Origin of the sequence: Streptococcus sp. NLN64, from assembly GCF_015831295.1 — a bacterium.
Lineage (GTDB): Bacteria > Bacillota > Bacilli > Lactobacillales > Streptococcaceae > Streptococcus.
Genome location: NZ_JADXDQ010000008.1, coordinates 33,354 through 50,873 on the forward strand (window position 1 = coordinate 33,354; position 17,520 = coordinate 50,873).

Consider the following 17,520-nt stretch of genomic DNA (forward strand, 5'->3'; position numbering starts at 1 on the left):
TTGGTATACTAAAGGGGAATGTAAAAAGGAGAATACGATGACGGAACAAATCATGGAATCTAGAGGAGACCGGCGGTCTTATCAGCGATCCAACCGGGAATCAAAAGAGAATGTTCAACTTCCTTTTGTAACTCCCTTAATTTGGAGCTTCCTTCTGGCCTTTTTTAGTGTGGCCAATCCTTTCCTGACTCAACTAGCGACGAATTTGCAAGAGCAAATCCTGTATGGGGGCTGGGCCCTTCAGCAAGGGCAGATGGTCTATGAGAACTTTTATGGAACTGCAGGTATTTTATTTTACCTCTTGATATGGCTAGGTTCCTTTTACCAGGGAGCAGCTCTCCTAAGTCTCTTTCAGTTTGTATTCTTTTATATCAGTGGACGTAAGGCTTATCGGTTCGCTTATAACCTAACAGGGAATCAACAAGTTGCTGGGGCCTCCACCCATTTCTTTTATTTCTTGACATTGATTTTGGGATTTGGTGGTCTCTATGCTCCTCTTTTTACCCTTCCACTCTTATTGGTAGCGCTAGAGACTTTACTGCAGATTTCCCAAGGAGAAGTAGGGAATAAGATTTTTCTTAGGTATGGTGCTTTGGCGTCTATTGTAGTGATGATAGATCCGTTTGTAGGGACTTTCTTTTTTGGAATCAACTTCCTCTACCTAACCTATCACAATCTTCGACAGCGTCAGATTGGTGTGGGCGTTTCTCAGCTCCTATCCGGCTTGATTGGTTTTTCGCTGGTCTTTTATCCCTTAGGCTATGTGACAGTTTTTAATGGAACCTTTGGGTTGGCTTTGAATCAAGGTTCTTATATCTGGCAGACCATGAATTTCCATATGGCTAGTTTCTGGCAATCAGCTCTTTTCTATTTCTTGGTTTTATTGGGCTTAGGTCTTCCAATTGGTTTGTGGGGTCTGCGGCAGGCGCCCCGGACTCGAGAAGGGCTCTTTTTCCTCCCTCTTGGTGTCCTGGGGTCTTTGGCTACCTGGCTTGTGGCCAGCAGTCAGGCTGAATTTGGTTTCCACCAGTTATTGCCAGGTTTAGTCTATTTCTGGCTGATCCAAATTTTTCTCTTTGATCGATTGCAGGCAGGTGTCCAACATGGACGGCACCAAAAAGCTCAGACAGAACGTCCCCTATTCCGGAAGTATGTCGCCACCCTTTTCTACCTTCCCCTACTCTTGGGAACTGTTTTAGTTCTTCTTCCTTTAGGCATTCGAACTATTGGAGAAGCCGAGGTGCAAGAGGAACGTCAAGAATTGCGATCCTATATCCAAGCGGAGGCGGATCGCTCTGATACTCTCTATGCTTGGGATAGCCGGGCTAATTGGTACCAGGAGGTGGAGATGTGGTCGGCGTCCTCACTTTTGAGTCCGGATTATTATTTGGCTTTACCGGAAAATCAAATCCGCCTGACTAATGATTTGGAAGGCGGCCGGCCGCGCTACGTGGTGGTTAATCAGTCTCAACCGCTCTTGGATGAGGTGGAGCGAGAGCTGTCGACCAACTACTCTGAGATTGAGACAGATTTGAATCAATTCAAACTTTACGAAAGAAAGTGATATCGATGGGTAAATATCAATTAGATGATAAGGGCAAGGCTCAGGTTCGTCGCTTCCATGAAAAACAAGCACGAGAACAGGAAGCAAAACCAACTTCAAAGACAGCCTTGCTTGAAAAAATGAAAAAATTGCAGTCCCAGCAAAAAGAGGGATAACTGTGAGAGGCTTCTGGCCTCTTTTTTGGTTTAGAAAGCTTGACAAATCAGGATTTGTGGTATAATAGGAGAGATTGAAGAGTGGTCAGATTTTCTTGCAAGATAAGTGAGGCTGGGAGTGACCACCTTTGAACGGAATCCATTTTTGGATAGGTTACGACCGCTACCGGGTATGAAATCTGGGCGGGAGTGTAAGAATTTTGAAAAAAGTAAGGATGGAGCCCATTGGGTTTCCGAAAGGAAAAGATGTCAAGAAGTAGAAGAAATCGGGTTAGGTCCAACCCTGTTTTGCAAATCGTCAACTGGTTCCTATGGGGCTTAGTCTTTCTGCTATCCGCTTATCTGATTTACAGTGTGATTCGCTATAACATTTTAGCGGTCTACCATGTTAATTTGATGTTGTCCTTCCTGGCCATAGTAGTTTTAGGAATTCTATTCTGGGTGCTTTTGCGTTTCCCTGGGCGTGTTTGGGTAACGCTAGTTTTGGTAGTCGGCTTGGTGTCAACTGGATTGGCTTCGATTGGGGTCCAACAGTTGGTAGGTCTTTCCACGCGCCTCAATCATCAGGCCAACTACACAGAGTATGAATTGACCGTCTATGTTCCTAAAGACAGTGACCGTAAGGACATTAGTCAGGTGGAGAAAATTTTGGCACCAATGGATACCGACCGGGATAACGTGACGAAATTGCAGGAAGACTTAAGTGCGAAAAAGCAGGTGACTCCAAATTTCGACACCTCATCCTCTTACGTAGATGCTTATAAGCAATTGCAAGAAGGTCAAGCACAGGCCATTGTCGTCAATAGTATTTTTGCTGATACCATCGAAAGTGAGTATCCAAACTTCCAGGACAATTTGACTCCTCTTTACACCATGAAGGTAAGACGGAAGTTGGAGACAAGTCGTCAAGACCCGAATGCTCAAGCCTTCACCATCTATGTCAGTGGGATTGATACTTATGGGCCCATCACTTCTGTATCTCGCTCAGATGTCAATATTTTGATGACCGTTAACCGTGAGACCCAGAAGATTCTCTTGACGACTACTCCTCGGGACTCCTATGTTCCCATTGCAGATGGGGGAAACAACCAGCCAGATAAATTAACCCATGCAGGTATTTACGGTGTGGATGCCTCTATCCACACGCTGGAAAATCTTTATGAGATACCAATCAATTACTATGTCCGCCTCAATTTTACATCCTTCCTCAAATTGATTGACTTGGTTGGAGGGGTCGATGTGGAGAACGATCAAGCCTTTACCAGTCTTCATGGGAATTATGAATTTCCAGTTGGCACTGTTCATCTGGATTCAGATAAAGCGCTGGCTTTTGTGCGGGAGCGCTATGGCCTTGATGGTGGAGACAACGATCGTGGTAAGAACCAAGAAAAGGTTATTGCAGCTGTCTTGCGCAAACTGATGTCCACCGAGGCTTTACGAAACTACCCACAAATCATTCAAGGTCTGCAGGATTCTATCCAAACCGACATGAGTTTGGAAACCATGATGACCTTGATGAACAGCCAGCTGGAATCAGGTGGTCAATACCAGATTGAGTCACAGGCAATTGAAGGAACCGGAACCATGGACAAACCATCTTATGCCATGCCAGGTTCCCAGCTCTATGTCATGGAGATTAACCCAGATAGCCTAGCAAATGCCAAATCCAAAATCCAAGCAGTTTTGGAGGGACAATAAGATGATTGATATTCACTCACATATTATTTTTGATGTGGATGATGGGGCTCAGACACTCGAAGATACCAGGGCTCTTTTGGAAGAATCCTATCGCCAAGGTGTTCGAACCGTCATTGCGACCTCCCATCGTCGTAGGGCTCTCTTTGATACCCCGGAAGATAAGTTTGAGACAAATTTTCAGCAGATCAAAGCCTTAGAATCTGAAATTGGCCCTGGATTCACCATTCTTTATGGTGCCGAGATTTATTTCAATTCAGATGCTTTGAAAAAATTAGAAGAGCGGACCATTCCTACTCTAGGTGGGACTGGATATGCCCTAATCGAATTTAGCATGGACACGCCCTACCGGGACATTCATAAGGCTCTTTCAGCTATTCTGCAATTAGGGATTACTCCTGTGGTGGCCCACATTGAACGCTACCATGCCTTGGATATGGATGCTGACAAGGTCAAGGAACTCATTGATATGGGCTGCTACATGCAGATTAATTCCTCGTCCGTGCTTCCCCCCAAGCTCTTTGGGGATAAGTACAAATTCATGAAGAAAAGGGCCCGTTTCTTTTTGGACCAAGATTTGGTCCATTTTGTCGCAAGCGATATGCACAATTTGGATAGACGGCCTCCATACATGGATCAGGCTTATAAACTGATTCGGAAAAATTATGGCTTGGAGCGAGCGCATCGGCTCTTTATCACCAATCAAGAATTGTTACTAGAAGATGAAATTATATAGGAGAACTCATGAAAAAGCAAAATAACCAAGTGGAAGTGGACGTGCTTAGTTTGATACGTACCGTCTGGAAACGCAAGTTTTTGGTCCTCTTCTTCTCCTTGCTCGTGGCGATTATGGCCTTAGGTTATAGCCTCTATGTAGCCACTCCCATGTACCAAAGTACAACTCGGATTTACGTGGTGAACCGCCAGCAACAAGACAATCCGGGTTTGACCAACCAAGACCTTCAGGCCGGTAGTTACCTGGTTAAGGACTACAAAGAAATCATTCTCTCCCAAGATGTGATGAGCCGGGTTGTATCTGAACTCGGTTTGGACATGGGGACCTCTCAGTTGGCCTCTAAAATCAACGTAACGGTGCCGGCAGATACGCGGATTGTATCGATCAGTGTACAAGATGAATCAGCTGAAGAAGCCGCGCGGATTGTTAATGGTGTCCGTCAAGCAGCGGCTGATAAGATCATTGAAGTTACTCGCGTGTCTGATGTAACAACCTTGGAAGAAGGACAAGTTAACAGCCAGCCCGTTTCACCAAACATTCGCCGCAATGTTCTCCTTGGTTTTGTAGCCGGAGGATCCTTGATGGTTGTGATTATCTTGGTTGCAGAAATCGTGGATGACCGCGTGAAGAAACCAGAAGATGTGGAAGAGATGATGGGCTTGACCCTTTTGGGTGTAGTGCCAGATTTTGCCAAACTAAAGTAAGGGAGCTAGCTGTATGCCAACATTAAAACTAAATCGGACGCGTCGAGAGGATGCGGAAAAAACCGAAGAATACTATAACGCCCTACGAACCAATATTCAGTTGAGTGGTGACAGCATTGATGTCATCTCCATTAGTTCCGTACAGCCTGGAGAGGGGAAGTCAACGACCTCCGTGAACTTGGCCATTGCTTTTGCTCGGTCTGGTTACCAAACTCTTCTGGTGGATGCGGATATTCGGAACAGTGTGATGTCTGGTGTGTTTTCAACGCGGGATAAAATCACAGGTTTGACAGACTATCTGACAGGAAAAACCGATTTATCGGAAGGGCTCTGTGATACAGACATTGAGAATCTCTATGTCATTCAATCTGGTCCGGTTTCTCCAAACCCGACTGGACTCTTGCAAAGCCTGAACTTTAACAAGATGATTGCTATTTTACGCAAGTACTATGATTATATCATCATTGATACTCCACCGATTGGGATGGTTATTGATGCGGCGATCATCACTCAACAAGGAGACGCGACTATCTTGGTGGTGGAGTCGGGTTCTAATAAACGCCGTGCTGTTGAAAAAGCGGTGGAGCAATTGGAGCAAACCGGAACACCTTTCCTTGGTGTGATCCTCAACAAGGTGGACACCAATATGGAGCGCTATGGTGCTTACGGTTCCTACGGTGATTACGGAAATTACGGAAAAAAAACTCAAAAAGAAAAGAAAAAATCCAAGAGAAATAAAGAAAAACGAAGCAATTCACGTCGAAACCGCGATAAGAAGAAATAAGGGAAGGGGAAGAGCGGATGGCAGAAACAATCTTGGTGACAGGTGGGGCCGGTTATATCGGTTCTCATACCGTTTTAGAGTTGTTGGAGACCAGCCATCGAGTGGTGGTCTTAGACAACTTCAGCAATTCGCATCCCAAAAGCCTGGAAGTGGTCAAGGAATTGACCGGCCAGGCTTTCCCTGTTTATGTAGGAGATGTGCGGGATAAGGGTCTGCTAGAGCAGATATTCCAAAAAGAAGAGGTGACAGGGGTTATTCACTTTGCTGGCTTTAAGGCAGTTGGGGAATCTTCACAGATACCCCTGGCTTACTATGACAATAATCTTGTAGGCCTGCTTCATTTGCTGGAAATCATGCAAAGTGTTGGCTGCCGAAACCTCATTTTTTCCTCCTCTGCCACCGTTTACGGGGATCCCCAAGAACTGCCCTTGACAGAAACAGCCCCTCTATCTGTTACAAATCCCTATGGCCGAACCAAGCTTATGGGTGAAGAGATTCTTCGAGATCTATTTGCTGCTGATGGAAGCTGGAATCTGGTCATTCTCCGTTACTTTAATCCCATTGGTGCCCATCCTAGTGGACGTTTAGGAGAGCATCCCCAAGGAATTCCCAGTAACCTAGTTCCCTACATCACTCAGGTTGCCTGTGGATTACGTGACCATGTTCGGGTCTTTGGGGATAATTATACCACTCCTGATGGAACAGGTGTGAGGGATTATATCCATATCCAAGACCTTAGCCGGGGGCACGTGGCAGCAATGAAACGATGGGCAACAGGATCAGGCCTATCTGTTTACAATTTAGGGACTGGTCAAGGCTATTCCGTTTTGGAAATGATTAGAGGTCTTAGCCAAACAGCTGGTCAGGAAATACCCTATCAGATTTATTCTCGGAGACCCGGCGATATCGCTGCCTGTTACGCAGACCCCACTAAGGCTCGAGAAGAGTTGGGCTGGGAGGCCCAACTCGGACTGGAAGAGATGTGTCGTCATGCCTGGAAGTGGCAGCGCTTGAACCCCAATGGATTTCAGGATTAAGGAATTCCAAAACTTGTTCGTTTCCCCATTTTGTGAATGATGAGAGTGGTGACGAACAAGTTTTTGTAATTTCATAGCCTTTTATAGTCTTTTAGTTTGCTTTTAGTACAAGGCAGCGATTCGTAGACAGCTCAAATCTCTGGGGGAGATTTTGAACTTGCCGATACAATTTTCGAAGAAAGTTTCAAATAAGTACGGCAAGACGAGCTAACACAGTAATAAAAGATAAACTAAAAGAGTATATACTCATTGGATTTCAAAATCTGACTTTGTCAAGCCTCTTTGATGAACTTATTGATTGCATGCCTTGCATGCTTAATGGATAAAATTCAACAGGTCTCCCAGACCTGTTGCACTATTTTCTCCCTCCTCTGGAAGCTAGGGGTGAGGGAGTTTTTAGAAAGGATTGTATGACACGCCATCACCTGCCCGGCCTTGTGGCCGCTCTTTTTGTAACAATCTTAGCCGTTATTTTGGCTCAGTTTATTCCCTTGGTTGGAGTTGCTCCCTTGACCCTTGTACTGGGGATGATCCTGGGGAATACGCTCCTTCGGTCTCCCCAATTAAACTTGGGAACGAAATTGGCGGAACGTCGATTCTTGGAATATGCCATTATTCTTCTAGCCTTTACCATGGATACCAAAAATTTTAGCCAGATGGGGATTCCCTCTATGGCTTTTGTGAGCTTCGTGTTTATCCTATCTTTAGGAGCTAGTTATAAACTGGCTCAGAGGCTAGGTTTCTCGCAGGATGCGTCGATATTGTTGGCTGGTGGAACGGCCATCTGTGGATCATCAGCGATTGGGGCTCTAGCTCCTATGACCAAGGTTTCCGAGCAGGAGAAGGGGACAGCCATTGTTCTAGTGAATCTCTTGGGAACCTTGCTCATGTTTCTCTTCCCTCTAGCCGCTGTTCTGCTCCATTTCCAAGAACTACAGCAAGCTGCTCTCATTGGCGGTACCCTGCAATCTGTTGGGCAAGTTGCTGCAGCGGCCACCCTTCTTTCCCCGGCCGTGCTTCCCTTGGCTATGCTCTTTAAACTGACCCGCATTCTTTATCTGGTTCCTGTCCTTTTTTTCCTTGAATTTTGGAAAAAAGAAAAAGAAGCGGGAGCAGTCAAGAAGGCTTGTCTCTTGAAAAAAGTTCCTTATTACCTCTACGGGTTTATCTTGGCGAGTCTGCTAAACACCTTATTGGAGTTACCAGAGGCCTTAACGTCTAACCTTCAAAGTTTGATGACTTGGTTGGAATGGTTGGCTCTGGCAGCCATTGGTCTCCGACTAGATTTGCGAACTTTTATGAAAAATGCTCCAATCTATGGCTCCTATATTCTGGTCATTGGACTGGTTCAATTGATGTTAGCCTTAGTTGGAATTTGGATTTTTGGATTGTAAGAGGTGCTCTCTTAATACTTGACTCTTGTCACATGGAGGATTATACTGGGGGTACGAATTGTCGGGAATAGCTTGAATCAATTAAGGCGTCACCGGACTCATTCTGAAAGCTAATCCAAATGCTGTTCCACCTACAAAACTAGGAAGTTTAGACTCCCTACCTATGGGGAGGAAAATCGTAGTCAGAGTCCTTGTCGACCGTCATCAGTGGATGAATTTGTTTTTTGAGGAGGATAAAGTATGGAGAACAACTACTACACCAAGACCGAAATCGACTTAAAATTTGATGCGATTCAAAATGAGTTGCGCTACAATCGCGAACTCACCCAATTGGGTTTTGAGAAAATCAATGAACGCTTTGAAAGAGTTGATGAAAGATTCGAAAGAGTCAATGATCGTATGGATGATCTATTGACCAAAACCCAACTCATGTTCTCCAACTTTAGAGAAGAACAGTCTCTTGCAAGGATTGATGAATTAGAGCGTGAACGCAAGATCAAACGAGAGTTCATCTTGTGGTCTATAGGGACCACCATAGCTCTCTTAGCGGTACTAATTCCGCTGATTATCCACTCTTGAGAAGGAGTCTAAAAAAGCACTTGAATTTTTCAAAGTTCAAGTGCTTTTTAATCATCTTTTACAGATTTTACATTTGTTCAGGTGCTTCCACTCCCAATAAACGAAGGGCTTCTTTAAGAACGATACCGGTTGCGTAGCTGAGGGCTAGGCGGCTTTCACGTTCGGGGCTGTCTTCCAGGATGCGGGTGTGGGCATAGTATTTGTTGAAGTGTTGTGCCAGGTTGATGGCATATTTTGCGATGATCGATGGTTCGAACTGGTTAGCTGCCCGTTCGATAACGCGGCTGAAGTCTTGAAGAATTTTCAAGATTTCCCAGCTTTCGCTGTCTTCTAAGTGATAGTGAGCAGCTGGATCTGGTTGATAGTCTGCCTTACGTAGAATAGACTGAATACGTGCATAGGCGTACTGCACATAAGGACCAGTTTCACCTTCGAAGGATAACATGGCTTCCAAATCGAAGTCATAACCGTTCATACGATCGGTTTTCAAGTCGTAGAACTTGATGGCTCCTACACCAACTTGGCGGGCCACTTGCTCCTTGTTTGGAAGATCTGGATTTTTCTCAGCAATTTGCTTTTCTGCCCGTGCAATCGCCTCAACGATGGTTGGCTCGAGCAAGATGATGTTGCCCTTCCGAGTGGACAATTTTTTCTTATTTTTCGTTACCAAGCCAAAAGGAATATGGGACATGTCTTTGACCCAGTCATAGCCCATTTTCTCCAAAACGGCATTGAGTTGAGCAAAGTGGCCAGATTGTTCGTGCCCAGTAATGTAGATGTTTTTGGCGAAATCGTAAGTCCGTTTCCGGTAGAGGGCAGTTGCTAGGTCACGAGTGATGTAGAGGGTAGCCCCGTCAGACTTTTTAATCAAAGCTGGGTTGAGGTTGAATTCCTCCAAATCAACAATAGAAGCTCCTTGTGATTCCTGAAGGAGGCCTTTTTCTTCCAAGATTTCAATGACTTCATCCATTTTGTCATTGTAGAAAGCTTCACCGTTGTAGCTATCAAAGGAGACATTGAGAAGTTCATAAATGCGGTTGAATTCAACCAAGCTTTCAGAACGGAACCATTCCCAGAGTTCCCATGCTTCCTGGTCGCCCTGTTCCAATTTGAGGAACCATTCCCGTCCTTGTTCGTCCAATTCTGGTTTGGTTTCCATTTCCTCGTTGATGCGGACATAGAGTTTAAGCAACTCGTCAATCGGGTTGGCTTCAACAGCTGCCTTATCCCCCCAAAGTTTGTAAGCCACAATCAAAAGCCCGAATTGTTTTCCCCAGTCTCCAAGGTGGTTAATCCGGATAGTGTTGTAGCCTAATTTAGAAAAGAGGTTCGCTAGAGAATCACCGATAACGGTTGAACGTAAGTGTCCGACTGAGAAGGGTTTTGCGATGTTGGGACTAGACATGTCAATGGTGATATTTTGTCCCTGACCGATCGTTTGAGATCCATAAGTGTCTTTTTTTTCAATGACAGAACGGAGAATTTGGTCTCCCATGCTGACCTTGTCTAGGAAAAAGTTGACATAAGGTCCAGTTGCGACCACTTTTTCAAAACCAGTTGCGTCAATGGCGTCAGCGATTTCTTGGGCAATCACAGCAGGTGCCTTGCGAAGAACCTTGGCCAAGCTGAAGGCAGGGAAGGCGATATCTCCCAAATCAGAAGATTTTGGGGTTTCTAAAAGGTCCAGAATGGCTGCTTCATCAAGGCTTTCAATTTGAGCCGCTAGCCGTTGGGCCACTAATGATTTTTGGTTCATAATTTCTCCTTTTTTCTCTTTATTTTATCATAAGGCTGGACTTAAATCCAACAAGGACAGGCTGATAAAAAATTTGTTATAATTGAAACAGAATGCATGAGGAAAAGCTATGAAAAAAGCAGATAGACAGGATTTGATTGGACAACTTTTGAGCGAGCGGCGGTTTCATCGGCAGCAGGAGCTACAAGCTGCTCTCAAGGAAGCTGGTATTGAGGTGACCCAGGCAACCTTGTCCAGGGATATGAAGGAGCTGGGGGTGGAGCGCCACATGCCAGCTCAAGGTCCGTCTTTTTACCGCCTGCCGCGGACGGGACCTGAGACGAGTTTGGGAGATGTTGCCCTCTATGTGAAGAGAGTGGACCGGGTTGAGTTCAGCCTGGTTTTGCATACTGGATTGGGGGAGGCTTCCGTTTTGGCCAATAGCCTAGATGCCAGTGGCGATTGCCGAATTTTGGGCACGATTGCAGGGGCTGACACCCTTTTGGTGGTGACACGTTCCAGTCAAGATGGTGCCAGTTTAGAAGAAGATATTCGCTCTTATGTCGAGGAGGCCTTATGAGTCAAGCTAAATTATCACCTGGCATGCAGCAGTATGTCGATATGAAAAAAGATTACCCCGATGCCTTTCTGTTCTTCCGCATGGGGGATTTTTATGAGCTCTTTTATGAAGATGCGACCAGAGCGGCGCAGATTCTTGAGATTTCCATTACGTCGCGAAATAAAAATGCGGAGGACCCCATTCCCATGGCGGGGGTTCCCTATCACTCAGCCCAGCAGTACATTGACACTTTGATAGAACAGGGCTACAAGGTAGCCATAGCTGAGCAAATGGAGGATCCCAAACAGGCCAAGGGCGTGGTGAAACGTGAGGTCGTTCAAGTAGTGACTCCAGGAACTAGCTTGGACGGCCCTAGTCGTGATGGCCAGAACAATTTCTTGGTTGGCCTTTATACCCGGGGGCAGGCCTATGGCTTGGCCCACTTGGATTTGGCTACGGGGGAATTTGCGGTGACCCAGTTGGATCGCTGGGAGTTGGTTTTGAGTGAGATCCGAAATCTCCAGGCTAAAGAAGTGGTTCTGGCAGGCCAGGTGTCAGAGGAACAAGAGGCGGTTCTAAAACAGCAGCTGCAACTCCTAGTCTCCTGGGTAGACAAGCCCTTGGATGCCAGTCCTCTCTTACCGATTAGCTTAAAGGAGCTGGAATTTACGGCTGCTGCGAGCTTGCTGGCTTATATTTACCAGACCCAGATGCGGGATCTGGACCATTTGAAGCCGGTTGAAGTCTATCAAATTGCGGATTCTCTCCGGATGGATTTTGCGACCAAACAAAGCTTAGATCTAACCGAGAATGCTCGGAGTGGCAAGAAGCAGGGCTCCTTATTAGGGGTCTTGGATCAAACACGGACGGCCATGGGCTTGCGGCTCTTACGCCGATGGATCCAACAGCCACTCCTGGATCGAAAGCAGATTGAGCAGCGGCAAAATCAGGTGACGATTTTGTTAGAGGCCTTTTTTGAGCGCCAGGACTTGGTAGAGAGTCTGAAAGGGGTCTACGATATTGAACGCTTGGTTAGCCGGGTTTCCTTCGGTAAGGTCTTGCCCAAGGATCTCTTGCAGCTATCTGCGACCTTGGGGCAGGTGCCACAGATTCGGCACCTGCTGACCAGTTTGCAGCAGTCAGCCTTAGAGCCTCTGATTCAAGGTTTGGATCCCTTGGAGGAATTGTATGCCTTGATTGATGCGGCTATCGATCCGCAGGCCCCAAATCAACTCATGGATGGAGGCCTTATTAAGACAGGATTTGATCCAGTTTTGGATCAGTACCGCAAGGCCTTGCGGGAAGGAACTTCTTGGTTGGCGGATTTGGAAAGCCGGGAACGTCAGGCGACGGGCATCAATAATCTCAAGATTGATTACAATCGGAAGGATGGCTATTATTTCCATGTCACTCAGTCCCAACTTAGCCATGTGCCTGACCATTTTTACCGCAAGGCAACCTTGAAAAACTCGGAGCGTTTTGGAAGTCAGGAATTGGCCCAAATTGAAGGCCAGCTCCTAGAGGCTCGAGATCAGTCGTCTCAGTTAGAGTATGACCTCTTTATGCGGATTCGGGAAGAGGTGGCCAAGTATATGCCCCGGCTGCAAAGTCTGGCTGGAGCCCTGGCCAGTATCGATGTTCTCCAAAGTTTAGCCTCGGTTGCAGAAAGTCAGCTTTGGGTCAAACCGACTTTTAATGAGACAGGTCAGATTCGAGTACTGGAAGGCCGCCACCCGGTGGTGGAGGCAGTCTTGGGTCGCCAGTCCTATGTTCCTAACAGCCTAGTTATGTCGGCAGAGGACCGGATTCAGTTGATTACAGGTCCTAATATGAGCGGGAAGTCGACCTACATGCGACAGATTGCAATGATGGTTATCCTAGCTCAGCTAGGCTCCTATGTTCCCGCTAAGGAAGCAGATTTGCCGATTTTTGATGCCATCTTTACCAGGATTGGAGCTGCTGATGATTTGGTTTCTGGCCAATCAACCTTTATGGTGGAGATGATGGAAGCCAACCAGGCTGTGCAGCATGCTAGCGCCCAGTCCCTCATCCTCTTTGATGAGTTGGGCCGTGGAACCGCAACCTATGATGGTATGGCCTTGGCTCAAGCCTTGATTGAATATATCCATGATAAAGTTGGAGCAAAAACTTTCTTTGCCACCCACTACCATGAGTTAACGGAATTGGAAGAGGACCTCACGGGACTGGCCAATGTGCATGTTGCCACACTAGAAGAAGGGGGTACGGTTACCTTCCTCCACAAGATTGAACCTGGTCCTGCCGATCAATCTTACGGAATCCATGTGGCTAAAATTGCAGGTCTGCCTCCTGCTCTCTTGGCTCGAGCCCAGGTTATCTTGGATGGACTGGAGAATCAGGAGTTTCAGCCTCAGATGGGGCAATTGGATCTATTCCAAGTGCCAGAAGCCTTGCCAAGTCAGCCCCACCCCCTACTGGAAAAATTAAAAACAATCAATCTGAGCCAAATGACTCCTTTGGAAGCGTTGCTGTTTTTGGATCAGGTTCAGAAAGAACTAGAATAGAATGATACCTCTATCAGTGAGGATTAGCTTGAAAGGAGGAACTATGCTCTATATTTGGAACTATTTGAAAAAATACCCTCAGCTGCTGGCCCTAGATATTTTTGCGGCTTCGCTCTTTGTCATTGTAAACCTGGGTTTACCGACTTTTTTGGCTCGAATGATTGACCAGGGAGTGGTCGCGGGAGATGAGTCACGGATTTACTTCTGGGGAATCACCATGGTTATTACAGCCCTTGTCGGAATTTTGGGGCGTTTCTTGCAGACCTACGCCGGGAGTCGCTTGACCAATAAGATGATCCGCGATATGCGTTTGGATGTCTATAAACGGCTTCAGTACTATTCGCATCAGGAATATGAACAGATTGGTGTTTCCTCCTTGGTCACTCGGATTACCAGTGACGCCTTTACCCTGATGCAATTTGCGGATCAGACCTTGAAATTTGGGGTTATTACGCCGATTATGCTCTTTTCGAGTTTGGTGATGGTCTTTATGACGAGCCCGTCTCTTTCATGGATTGTGGCCTTTTCTATCCCATTCTTGGTGCTGGTAATCTGGTATGTGGCGGTAGCCAGTCGTCCTTTATCGGAGAAACAACAGGAGAGTTTGGACCGGATTAACCATTTTGCGCGGGAAAACTTGACGGGTTTGCGCGTGATTCGGGCCTTTGGCCGGGAAGAATTTCAGGAGGATCGGTTTGCTCAGGAGAATGACATTTACCAAGCCAACTCCAATCGCTTGTTCAAATTGACGGGTTTAACCGATCCCCTTTTTGCTCAGATTATTATTGCGATGATCGTGGCCATCGTTTGGTTTGCCTTGGATCCGTTGAATCAAGGGCAGATTCAGATCGGGGTCGTGGTTGCCTTTATTGAATATAGCTTCCATGCCCTCTTGTCTTGCCTACTCTTGGCCAACCTCTTTACGACCTACCCACGGACGGCTGTATCAGCCCGCCGTCTGCAAGAGGTGATGAATATGCCTCTGTCTATTTCGCCGAATGAAGACGGAGTAACTGAAACCGAAACCAAGGGATACTTGGAATTTGACCGGGTGACCTTTGCTTATCCGGGTGAAACTGAAAATCCGGTGTTACATGATATTTCCTTCAAGGCCCAGCCAGGTCAAACCATTGCCTTTATTGGTTCAACGGGTTCTGGGAAGTCTTCCTTGGTGCAGTTGATTCCCCGTTTCTTTGATGTGACCTTGGGGCGCATTTTAGTGGATGGAGTCGATGTTCGCTCCTATAACCTCAAGGCTCTGCGGCAGAAGATTGGGTTCATTCCGCAGAAAGCCCTGCTCTTTACCGGAAGTATCGCAGAAAACCTCCGCTTCGGGAATTCCCAGGCGGATCAGGAAGATTTGGTGACTGCCTCTGATGTGGCCCAAGCCTTGGATTTTATCCAAAGCAAGGAAGACCAGTTTGAGACCCATCTAGCAGAAGGTGGAAGCAACTTGTCAGGCGGTCAGAAGCAACGCTTGTCCATTGCCCGTGCCTTGGTGAAGGAGCCGGAAATCTACATTTTCGATGATTCTTTCTCGGCCCTGGATTACAAGACGGATGCCCTTTTGCGCCGCAGACTTAAAGAAGTGACCCAGAACGCTACCGTTTTGATTGTTGCCCAAAGGGTTGGAACCATTATGGACGCGGATCAAATTATTGTCTTGGAAAAGGGTGAGATTGTGGGACGTGGAACCCACGAAGAACTCATGGAATCCAATGCGATTTATCGTGAAATTGCTAATTCGCAGCTGAATAGAGGGGAGGAGTAAGGCATGAAAGAAAATAATTTTAAACGTCTGTGGTCCTACCTTCGTGCCTACCGAGGCAGTGTTTATTTAGCAGTGGCCTTCAAAGTCTTGAGCATTGTCATGTCGGTCTTGGAGCCCTTTGTTCTGGGATTGGCCATTACAGAGTTGACCAAGAATCTCCTGGATATGGCGCAAGGCAAGGCCAGCGGTCTCAATGTCTCCTATGTCTTTTGGGTGCTGGTTCTCTACCTGATTCGGGGAACGCTTTATTCAGTTGGTGCTTATTATGCCAACTACTTTATGACCAATGCGGTGCAGGCCACTGTCCGTGACCTGCGCAAGGAATTGAGCCACAAGGTTAACCACCTGCCGGTATCTTATTTTGACCGCCAGCAGTTCGGGGATCTTTTGGGCCGCTTCACCAGTGATGTGGAGACCGTCTCCAATGCCCTCCAACAAAGTTTCTTGCAGATTGTAAATGCCATCGGCACCATTATCTTGGTTTTGGTCATGGTCTATTCCATCAATCTGCCCCTAGCCCTTGTGGTGACCTTGGTGATTCCGCTCACTTACTTGACTTCGAGCCAGATTCTCAAGTTATCCCAACCGTCCTTTAAGCGTCAAGCCAATATTTTGGGAAAATTGAATGGGTTTGTACAGGAACACCTGACAGGTTTCCAGATTGTAAAACTCTATGGCCGTGAAGAACAGACCGTAGAAGAATTTCAGGACATCGTGGATGAGTTAGAAGAAGTCGGCTTCAATGCCAGCTTCCGCTCAGGCCTTATGGCCCCTCTCCTCCACGGACTCTCTGATTTTGCCTATGTTGTAGTGGCCTTTCTCAGTGCCCTCCAAGTTTTGGCAGGCCGCTTGACCATCGGAAACATGCAGGCCTTTGTCCAGTATGTCTGGCAAATCAGCCAGCCCGTACAAATCTTGACCCAGATTGCGGGTCAACTCCAAAGTGCCCAGTCCTCTCTGGACCGGATCTTCCAAGTCTTGGATGAACCAGCTGAAAACCAAACCGGTGAAAAAGCTCTTGCCCAACCCCTCAGCGGTCGGGTCTCCTTTGCCCAGGTCTCCTTTAGCTATACTGCGGATAAACCGCTGATTCAAAACTTTAACCTTGAAGTAGAACCAGGACAAATGGTGGCGATTGTCGGACCAACAGGTGCTGGAAAAACCACCCTGATCAACCTACTCATGCGCTTCTATGATGTAGACGGCGGTGCTATCCGAGTCGATGGCCAAGACATCCGCACCATTGACCGCCAAGAATACCGCCGGCAATTCGGCATGGTCTTGCAGGACGCCTGGCTTTACGAAGCCAGCATTGAGGAAAACCTCCGCTTCGGGAATTTGGAGGCCACCCATGAGGAAATCGTGGCAGCCGCTAAAGCTGCCAATGTGGATTACTTCATTCGCAGCCTCCCAGGTGGTTACAAGATGCAGATGAATCAAGAATCCAGCAACATCTCACTCGGTCAGAAACAACTCCTGACCATCGCCCGTGCCCTCCTAGCGGATCCTAAAATCCTTATCCTAGATGAGGCCACCAGCTCCGTGGATACCCGCCTGGAACTTCTGATTCAAAAAGCCATGAAAACACTCATGCAGGGTCGTACCAGCTTTGTCATCGCCCACCGTCTTTCCACCATCCAAGAAGCCGACAAAATCCTGGTCCTCAAAGACGGCCAGATCATCGAACAAGGAAACCACCAAAGCCTCCTTGCCGACCAAGGCTTCTATTATGACCTCTACCAAAGCCAATTTGCGCGTGAAGAGGAATAGAGTGCATCCATCCCTAGCTGAAAGCAGCTGGGGATTTTTGAAAATGGATGCTAAAAAAGCCGAGTGGTTATTTGGCAATTTTCATGCTATTTTAGTTTATCTTTTATTACTGTGTTAGCTCGTCTTGCCGTACTTCAGTACTGTATACGACTCGCTGACTTGTACTAAAAGTAAACTAAAAGACTATAATGCTGAGTTTATATCCGAATAGATAGTAAAGGTGTGCTTCGATTTATTTTACTCGGAGCATTTTTTATTGATGTCATGCTATTGTTTGGATTTATAGGAGGTTTTTGCTAGTATGGGTGTTAGAAGAGTTGGACTGAATGAGAAACGGAAAATATAGTCTTTTAGATTATAAACTGTATGTGGTATACTATTCCTATGGCATACGGAATTGATTTTAGAAAACGTGTCCTTGAATATGTTAAAGAGGGACATACACGTAAAGAAACAGCAGCTTTATTTAATATTAGCACCAACACTTTATACAG

Annotated in this window: 14 protein-coding genes; 13 read left to right on the forward strand and 1 reads right to left on the reverse strand. The window is 46.5% G+C overall.

From position 1 onward, the window contains the following. The first annotated feature begins 37 nt into the window (after positions 1–37). The 9 genes from I2503_RS02290 to I2503_RS02330 all read left to right on the forward strand — a co-directional run bounded on the left by I2503_RS02290 (position 38) and on the right by I2503_RS02330 (position 8,648). The gene (locus tag I2503_RS02290) at positions 38–1,564 is read left to right on the forward strand and encodes a hypothetical protein (RefSeq protein ID WP_196966880.1); all 1,527 of its coding nucleotides are present in this window, start codon (positions 38–40) and stop codon (positions 1,562–1,564) included. Positions 1,565–1,569: 5 nt separating this feature from the next. Next, complete coding sequence (locus I2503_RS02295) at positions 1,570–1,719, forward strand: hypothetical protein (RefSeq protein WP_196966892.1); 150 nt, start codon at positions 1,570–1,572, stop codon at positions 1,717–1,719. A gap of 246 nt (positions 1,720–1,965) precedes the next feature. Continuing rightward, complete coding sequence (locus I2503_RS02300) at positions 1,966–3,417, forward strand: LCP family protein (RefSeq protein WP_196966881.1); 1,452 nt, start codon at positions 1,966–1,968, stop codon at positions 3,415–3,417. 1 nt (position 3,418) lies between these two features. Next, complete coding sequence (cps4B, locus tag I2503_RS02305; protein WP_196966882.1) at positions 3,419–4,150, forward strand: capsular polysaccharide biosynthesis protein Cps4B; 732 nt, start codon at positions 3,419–3,421, stop codon at positions 4,148–4,150. A gap of 8 nt (positions 4,151–4,158) precedes the next feature. Continuing rightward, complete coding sequence (locus tag I2503_RS02310; protein WP_196966883.1) at positions 4,159–4,854, forward strand: Wzz/FepE/Etk N-terminal domain-containing protein; 696 nt, start codon at positions 4,159–4,161, stop codon at positions 4,852–4,854. Between the two features lie 13 nt (positions 4,855–4,867). Beyond that, positions 4,868–5,638: a tyrosine-protein kinase gene (locus tag I2503_RS02315; RefSeq protein WP_196966884.1), complete on the forward strand. Its 771-nt coding sequence runs from the start codon at positions 4,868–4,870 to the stop codon at positions 5,636–5,638. A gap of 17 nt (positions 5,639–5,655) precedes the next feature. Then, positions 5,656–6,675 (forward strand): UDP-glucose 4-epimerase GalE, encoded by a 1,020-nt coding sequence (galE, locus tag I2503_RS02320; RefSeq protein ID WP_196966885.1) that lies wholly within the window; start codon positions 5,656–5,658, stop codon positions 6,673–6,675. Between the two features lie 410 nt (positions 6,676–7,085). Next, on the forward strand, positions 7,086–8,069 hold the full coding sequence (locus I2503_RS02325; RefSeq protein WP_196966886.1) for a putative sulfate exporter family transporter: 984 nt from the start codon (positions 7,086–7,088) through the stop codon (positions 8,067–8,069). A gap of 240 nt (positions 8,070–8,309) precedes the next feature. Continuing rightward, entirely contained in the window at positions 8,310–8,648 is a 339-nt protein-coding gene (locus tag I2503_RS02330) for a hypothetical protein (RefSeq protein WP_196966887.1), read from the forward strand. A gap of 67 nt (positions 8,649–8,715) precedes the next feature. Here the strand turns inward: I2503_RS02330 and argS are convergent, their stop codons facing one another. Continuing rightward, entirely contained in the window at positions 8,716–10,404 is a 1,689-nt protein-coding gene (gene argS, locus I2503_RS02335; RefSeq protein WP_196966888.1) for an arginine--tRNA ligase, read from the reverse strand. A gap of 109 nt (positions 10,405–10,513) precedes the next feature. On the opposite strand from argS, the gene I2503_RS02340 reads away from it, so the two are divergent. Genes I2503_RS02340 through I2503_RS02355 form a run of 4 tightly spaced genes read left to right on the forward strand, consistent with a single transcriptional unit; the run spans position 10,514 to position 17,026 of the window. Beyond that, positions 10,514–10,963 carry an arginine repressor gene (locus tag I2503_RS02340; protein ID WP_196090997.1) on the forward strand — a complete coding sequence of 150 codons (450 nt, stop codon included), beginning with the start codon at positions 10,514–10,516 and terminating at the stop codon, positions 10,961–10,963. Beyond that, complete coding sequence (mutS, locus tag I2503_RS02345) at positions 10,960–13,485, forward strand: DNA mismatch repair protein MutS (protein WP_196966889.1); 2,526 nt, start codon at positions 10,960–10,962, stop codon at positions 13,483–13,485. Before I2503_RS02340 ends, mutS begins: the two co-directional genes overlap by 4 nt. Positions 13,486–13,528: 43 nt before the next feature. Beyond that, positions 13,529–15,256, forward strand: coding sequence for an ABC transporter ATP-binding protein (locus I2503_RS02350; protein WP_196090999.1), 1,728 nt, complete (start codon positions 13,529–13,531; stop codon positions 15,254–15,256). Between the two features lie 3 nt (positions 15,257–15,259). Then, complete coding sequence (locus I2503_RS02355; protein ID WP_196966890.1) at positions 15,260–17,026, forward strand: ABC transporter ATP-binding protein; 1,767 nt, start codon at positions 15,260–15,262, stop codon at positions 17,024–17,026. Positions 17,027–17,520 lie beyond the last annotated feature (494 nt).

Excerpts from the sequence above, each read along its gene's own strand:
- mutS (WP_196966889.1), top strand. The coding sequence starts at position 10,960 with ATGAGTCAAGCTAAATTATCACCTGGCATGCAGCAGTATGTCGATATG.
- I2503_RS02300 (WP_196966881.1), top strand. The coding sequence starts at position 1,966 with ATGTCAAGAAGTAGAAGAAATCGGGTTAGGTCCAACCCTGTTTTGCAA.
- I2503_RS02290 (WP_196966880.1), top strand. The coding sequence starts at position 38 with ATGACGGAACAAATCATGGAATCTAGAGGAGACCGGCGGTCTTATCAG.
- I2503_RS02295 (WP_196966892.1), top strand. The coding sequence starts at position 1,570 with ATGGGTAAATATCAATTAGATGATAAGGGCAAGGCTCAGGTTCGTCGC.
- I2503_RS02310 (WP_196966883.1), top strand. The coding sequence starts at position 4,159 with ATGAAAAAGCAAAATAACCAAGTGGAAGTGGACGTGCTTAGTTTGATA.
- I2503_RS02315 (WP_196966884.1), top strand. The coding sequence starts at position 4,868 with ATGCCAACATTAAAACTAAATCGGACGCGTCGAGAGGATGCGGAAAAA.
- I2503_RS02355 (WP_196966890.1), top strand. The coding sequence starts at position 15,260 with ATGAAAGAAAATAATTTTAAACGTCTGTGGTCCTACCTTCGTGCCTAC.
- I2503_RS02325 (WP_196966886.1), top strand. The coding sequence starts at position 7,086 with ATGACACGCCATCACCTGCCCGGCCTTGTGGCCGCTCTTTTTGTAACA.
- I2503_RS02340 (WP_196090997.1), top strand. The coding sequence starts at position 10,514 with ATGAAAAAAGCAGATAGACAGGATTTGATTGGACAACTTTTGAGCGAG.
- cps4B (WP_196966882.1), top strand. The coding sequence starts at position 3,419 with ATGATTGATATTCACTCACATATTATTTTTGATGTGGATGATGGGGCT.
- argS (WP_196966888.1), bottom strand. The coding sequence starts at position 10,404 with ATGAACCAAAAATCATTAGTGGCCCAACGGCTAGCGGCTCAAATTGAA.
- I2503_RS02330 (WP_196966887.1), top strand. The coding sequence starts at position 8,310 with ATGGAGAACAACTACTACACCAAGACCGAAATCGACTTAAAATTTGAT.
- I2503_RS02350 (WP_196090999.1), top strand. The coding sequence starts at position 13,529 with ATGCTCTATATTTGGAACTATTTGAAAAAATACCCTCAGCTGCTGGCC.
- galE (WP_196966885.1), top strand. The coding sequence starts at position 5,656 with ATGGCAGAAACAATCTTGGTGACAGGTGGGGCCGGTTATATCGGTTCT.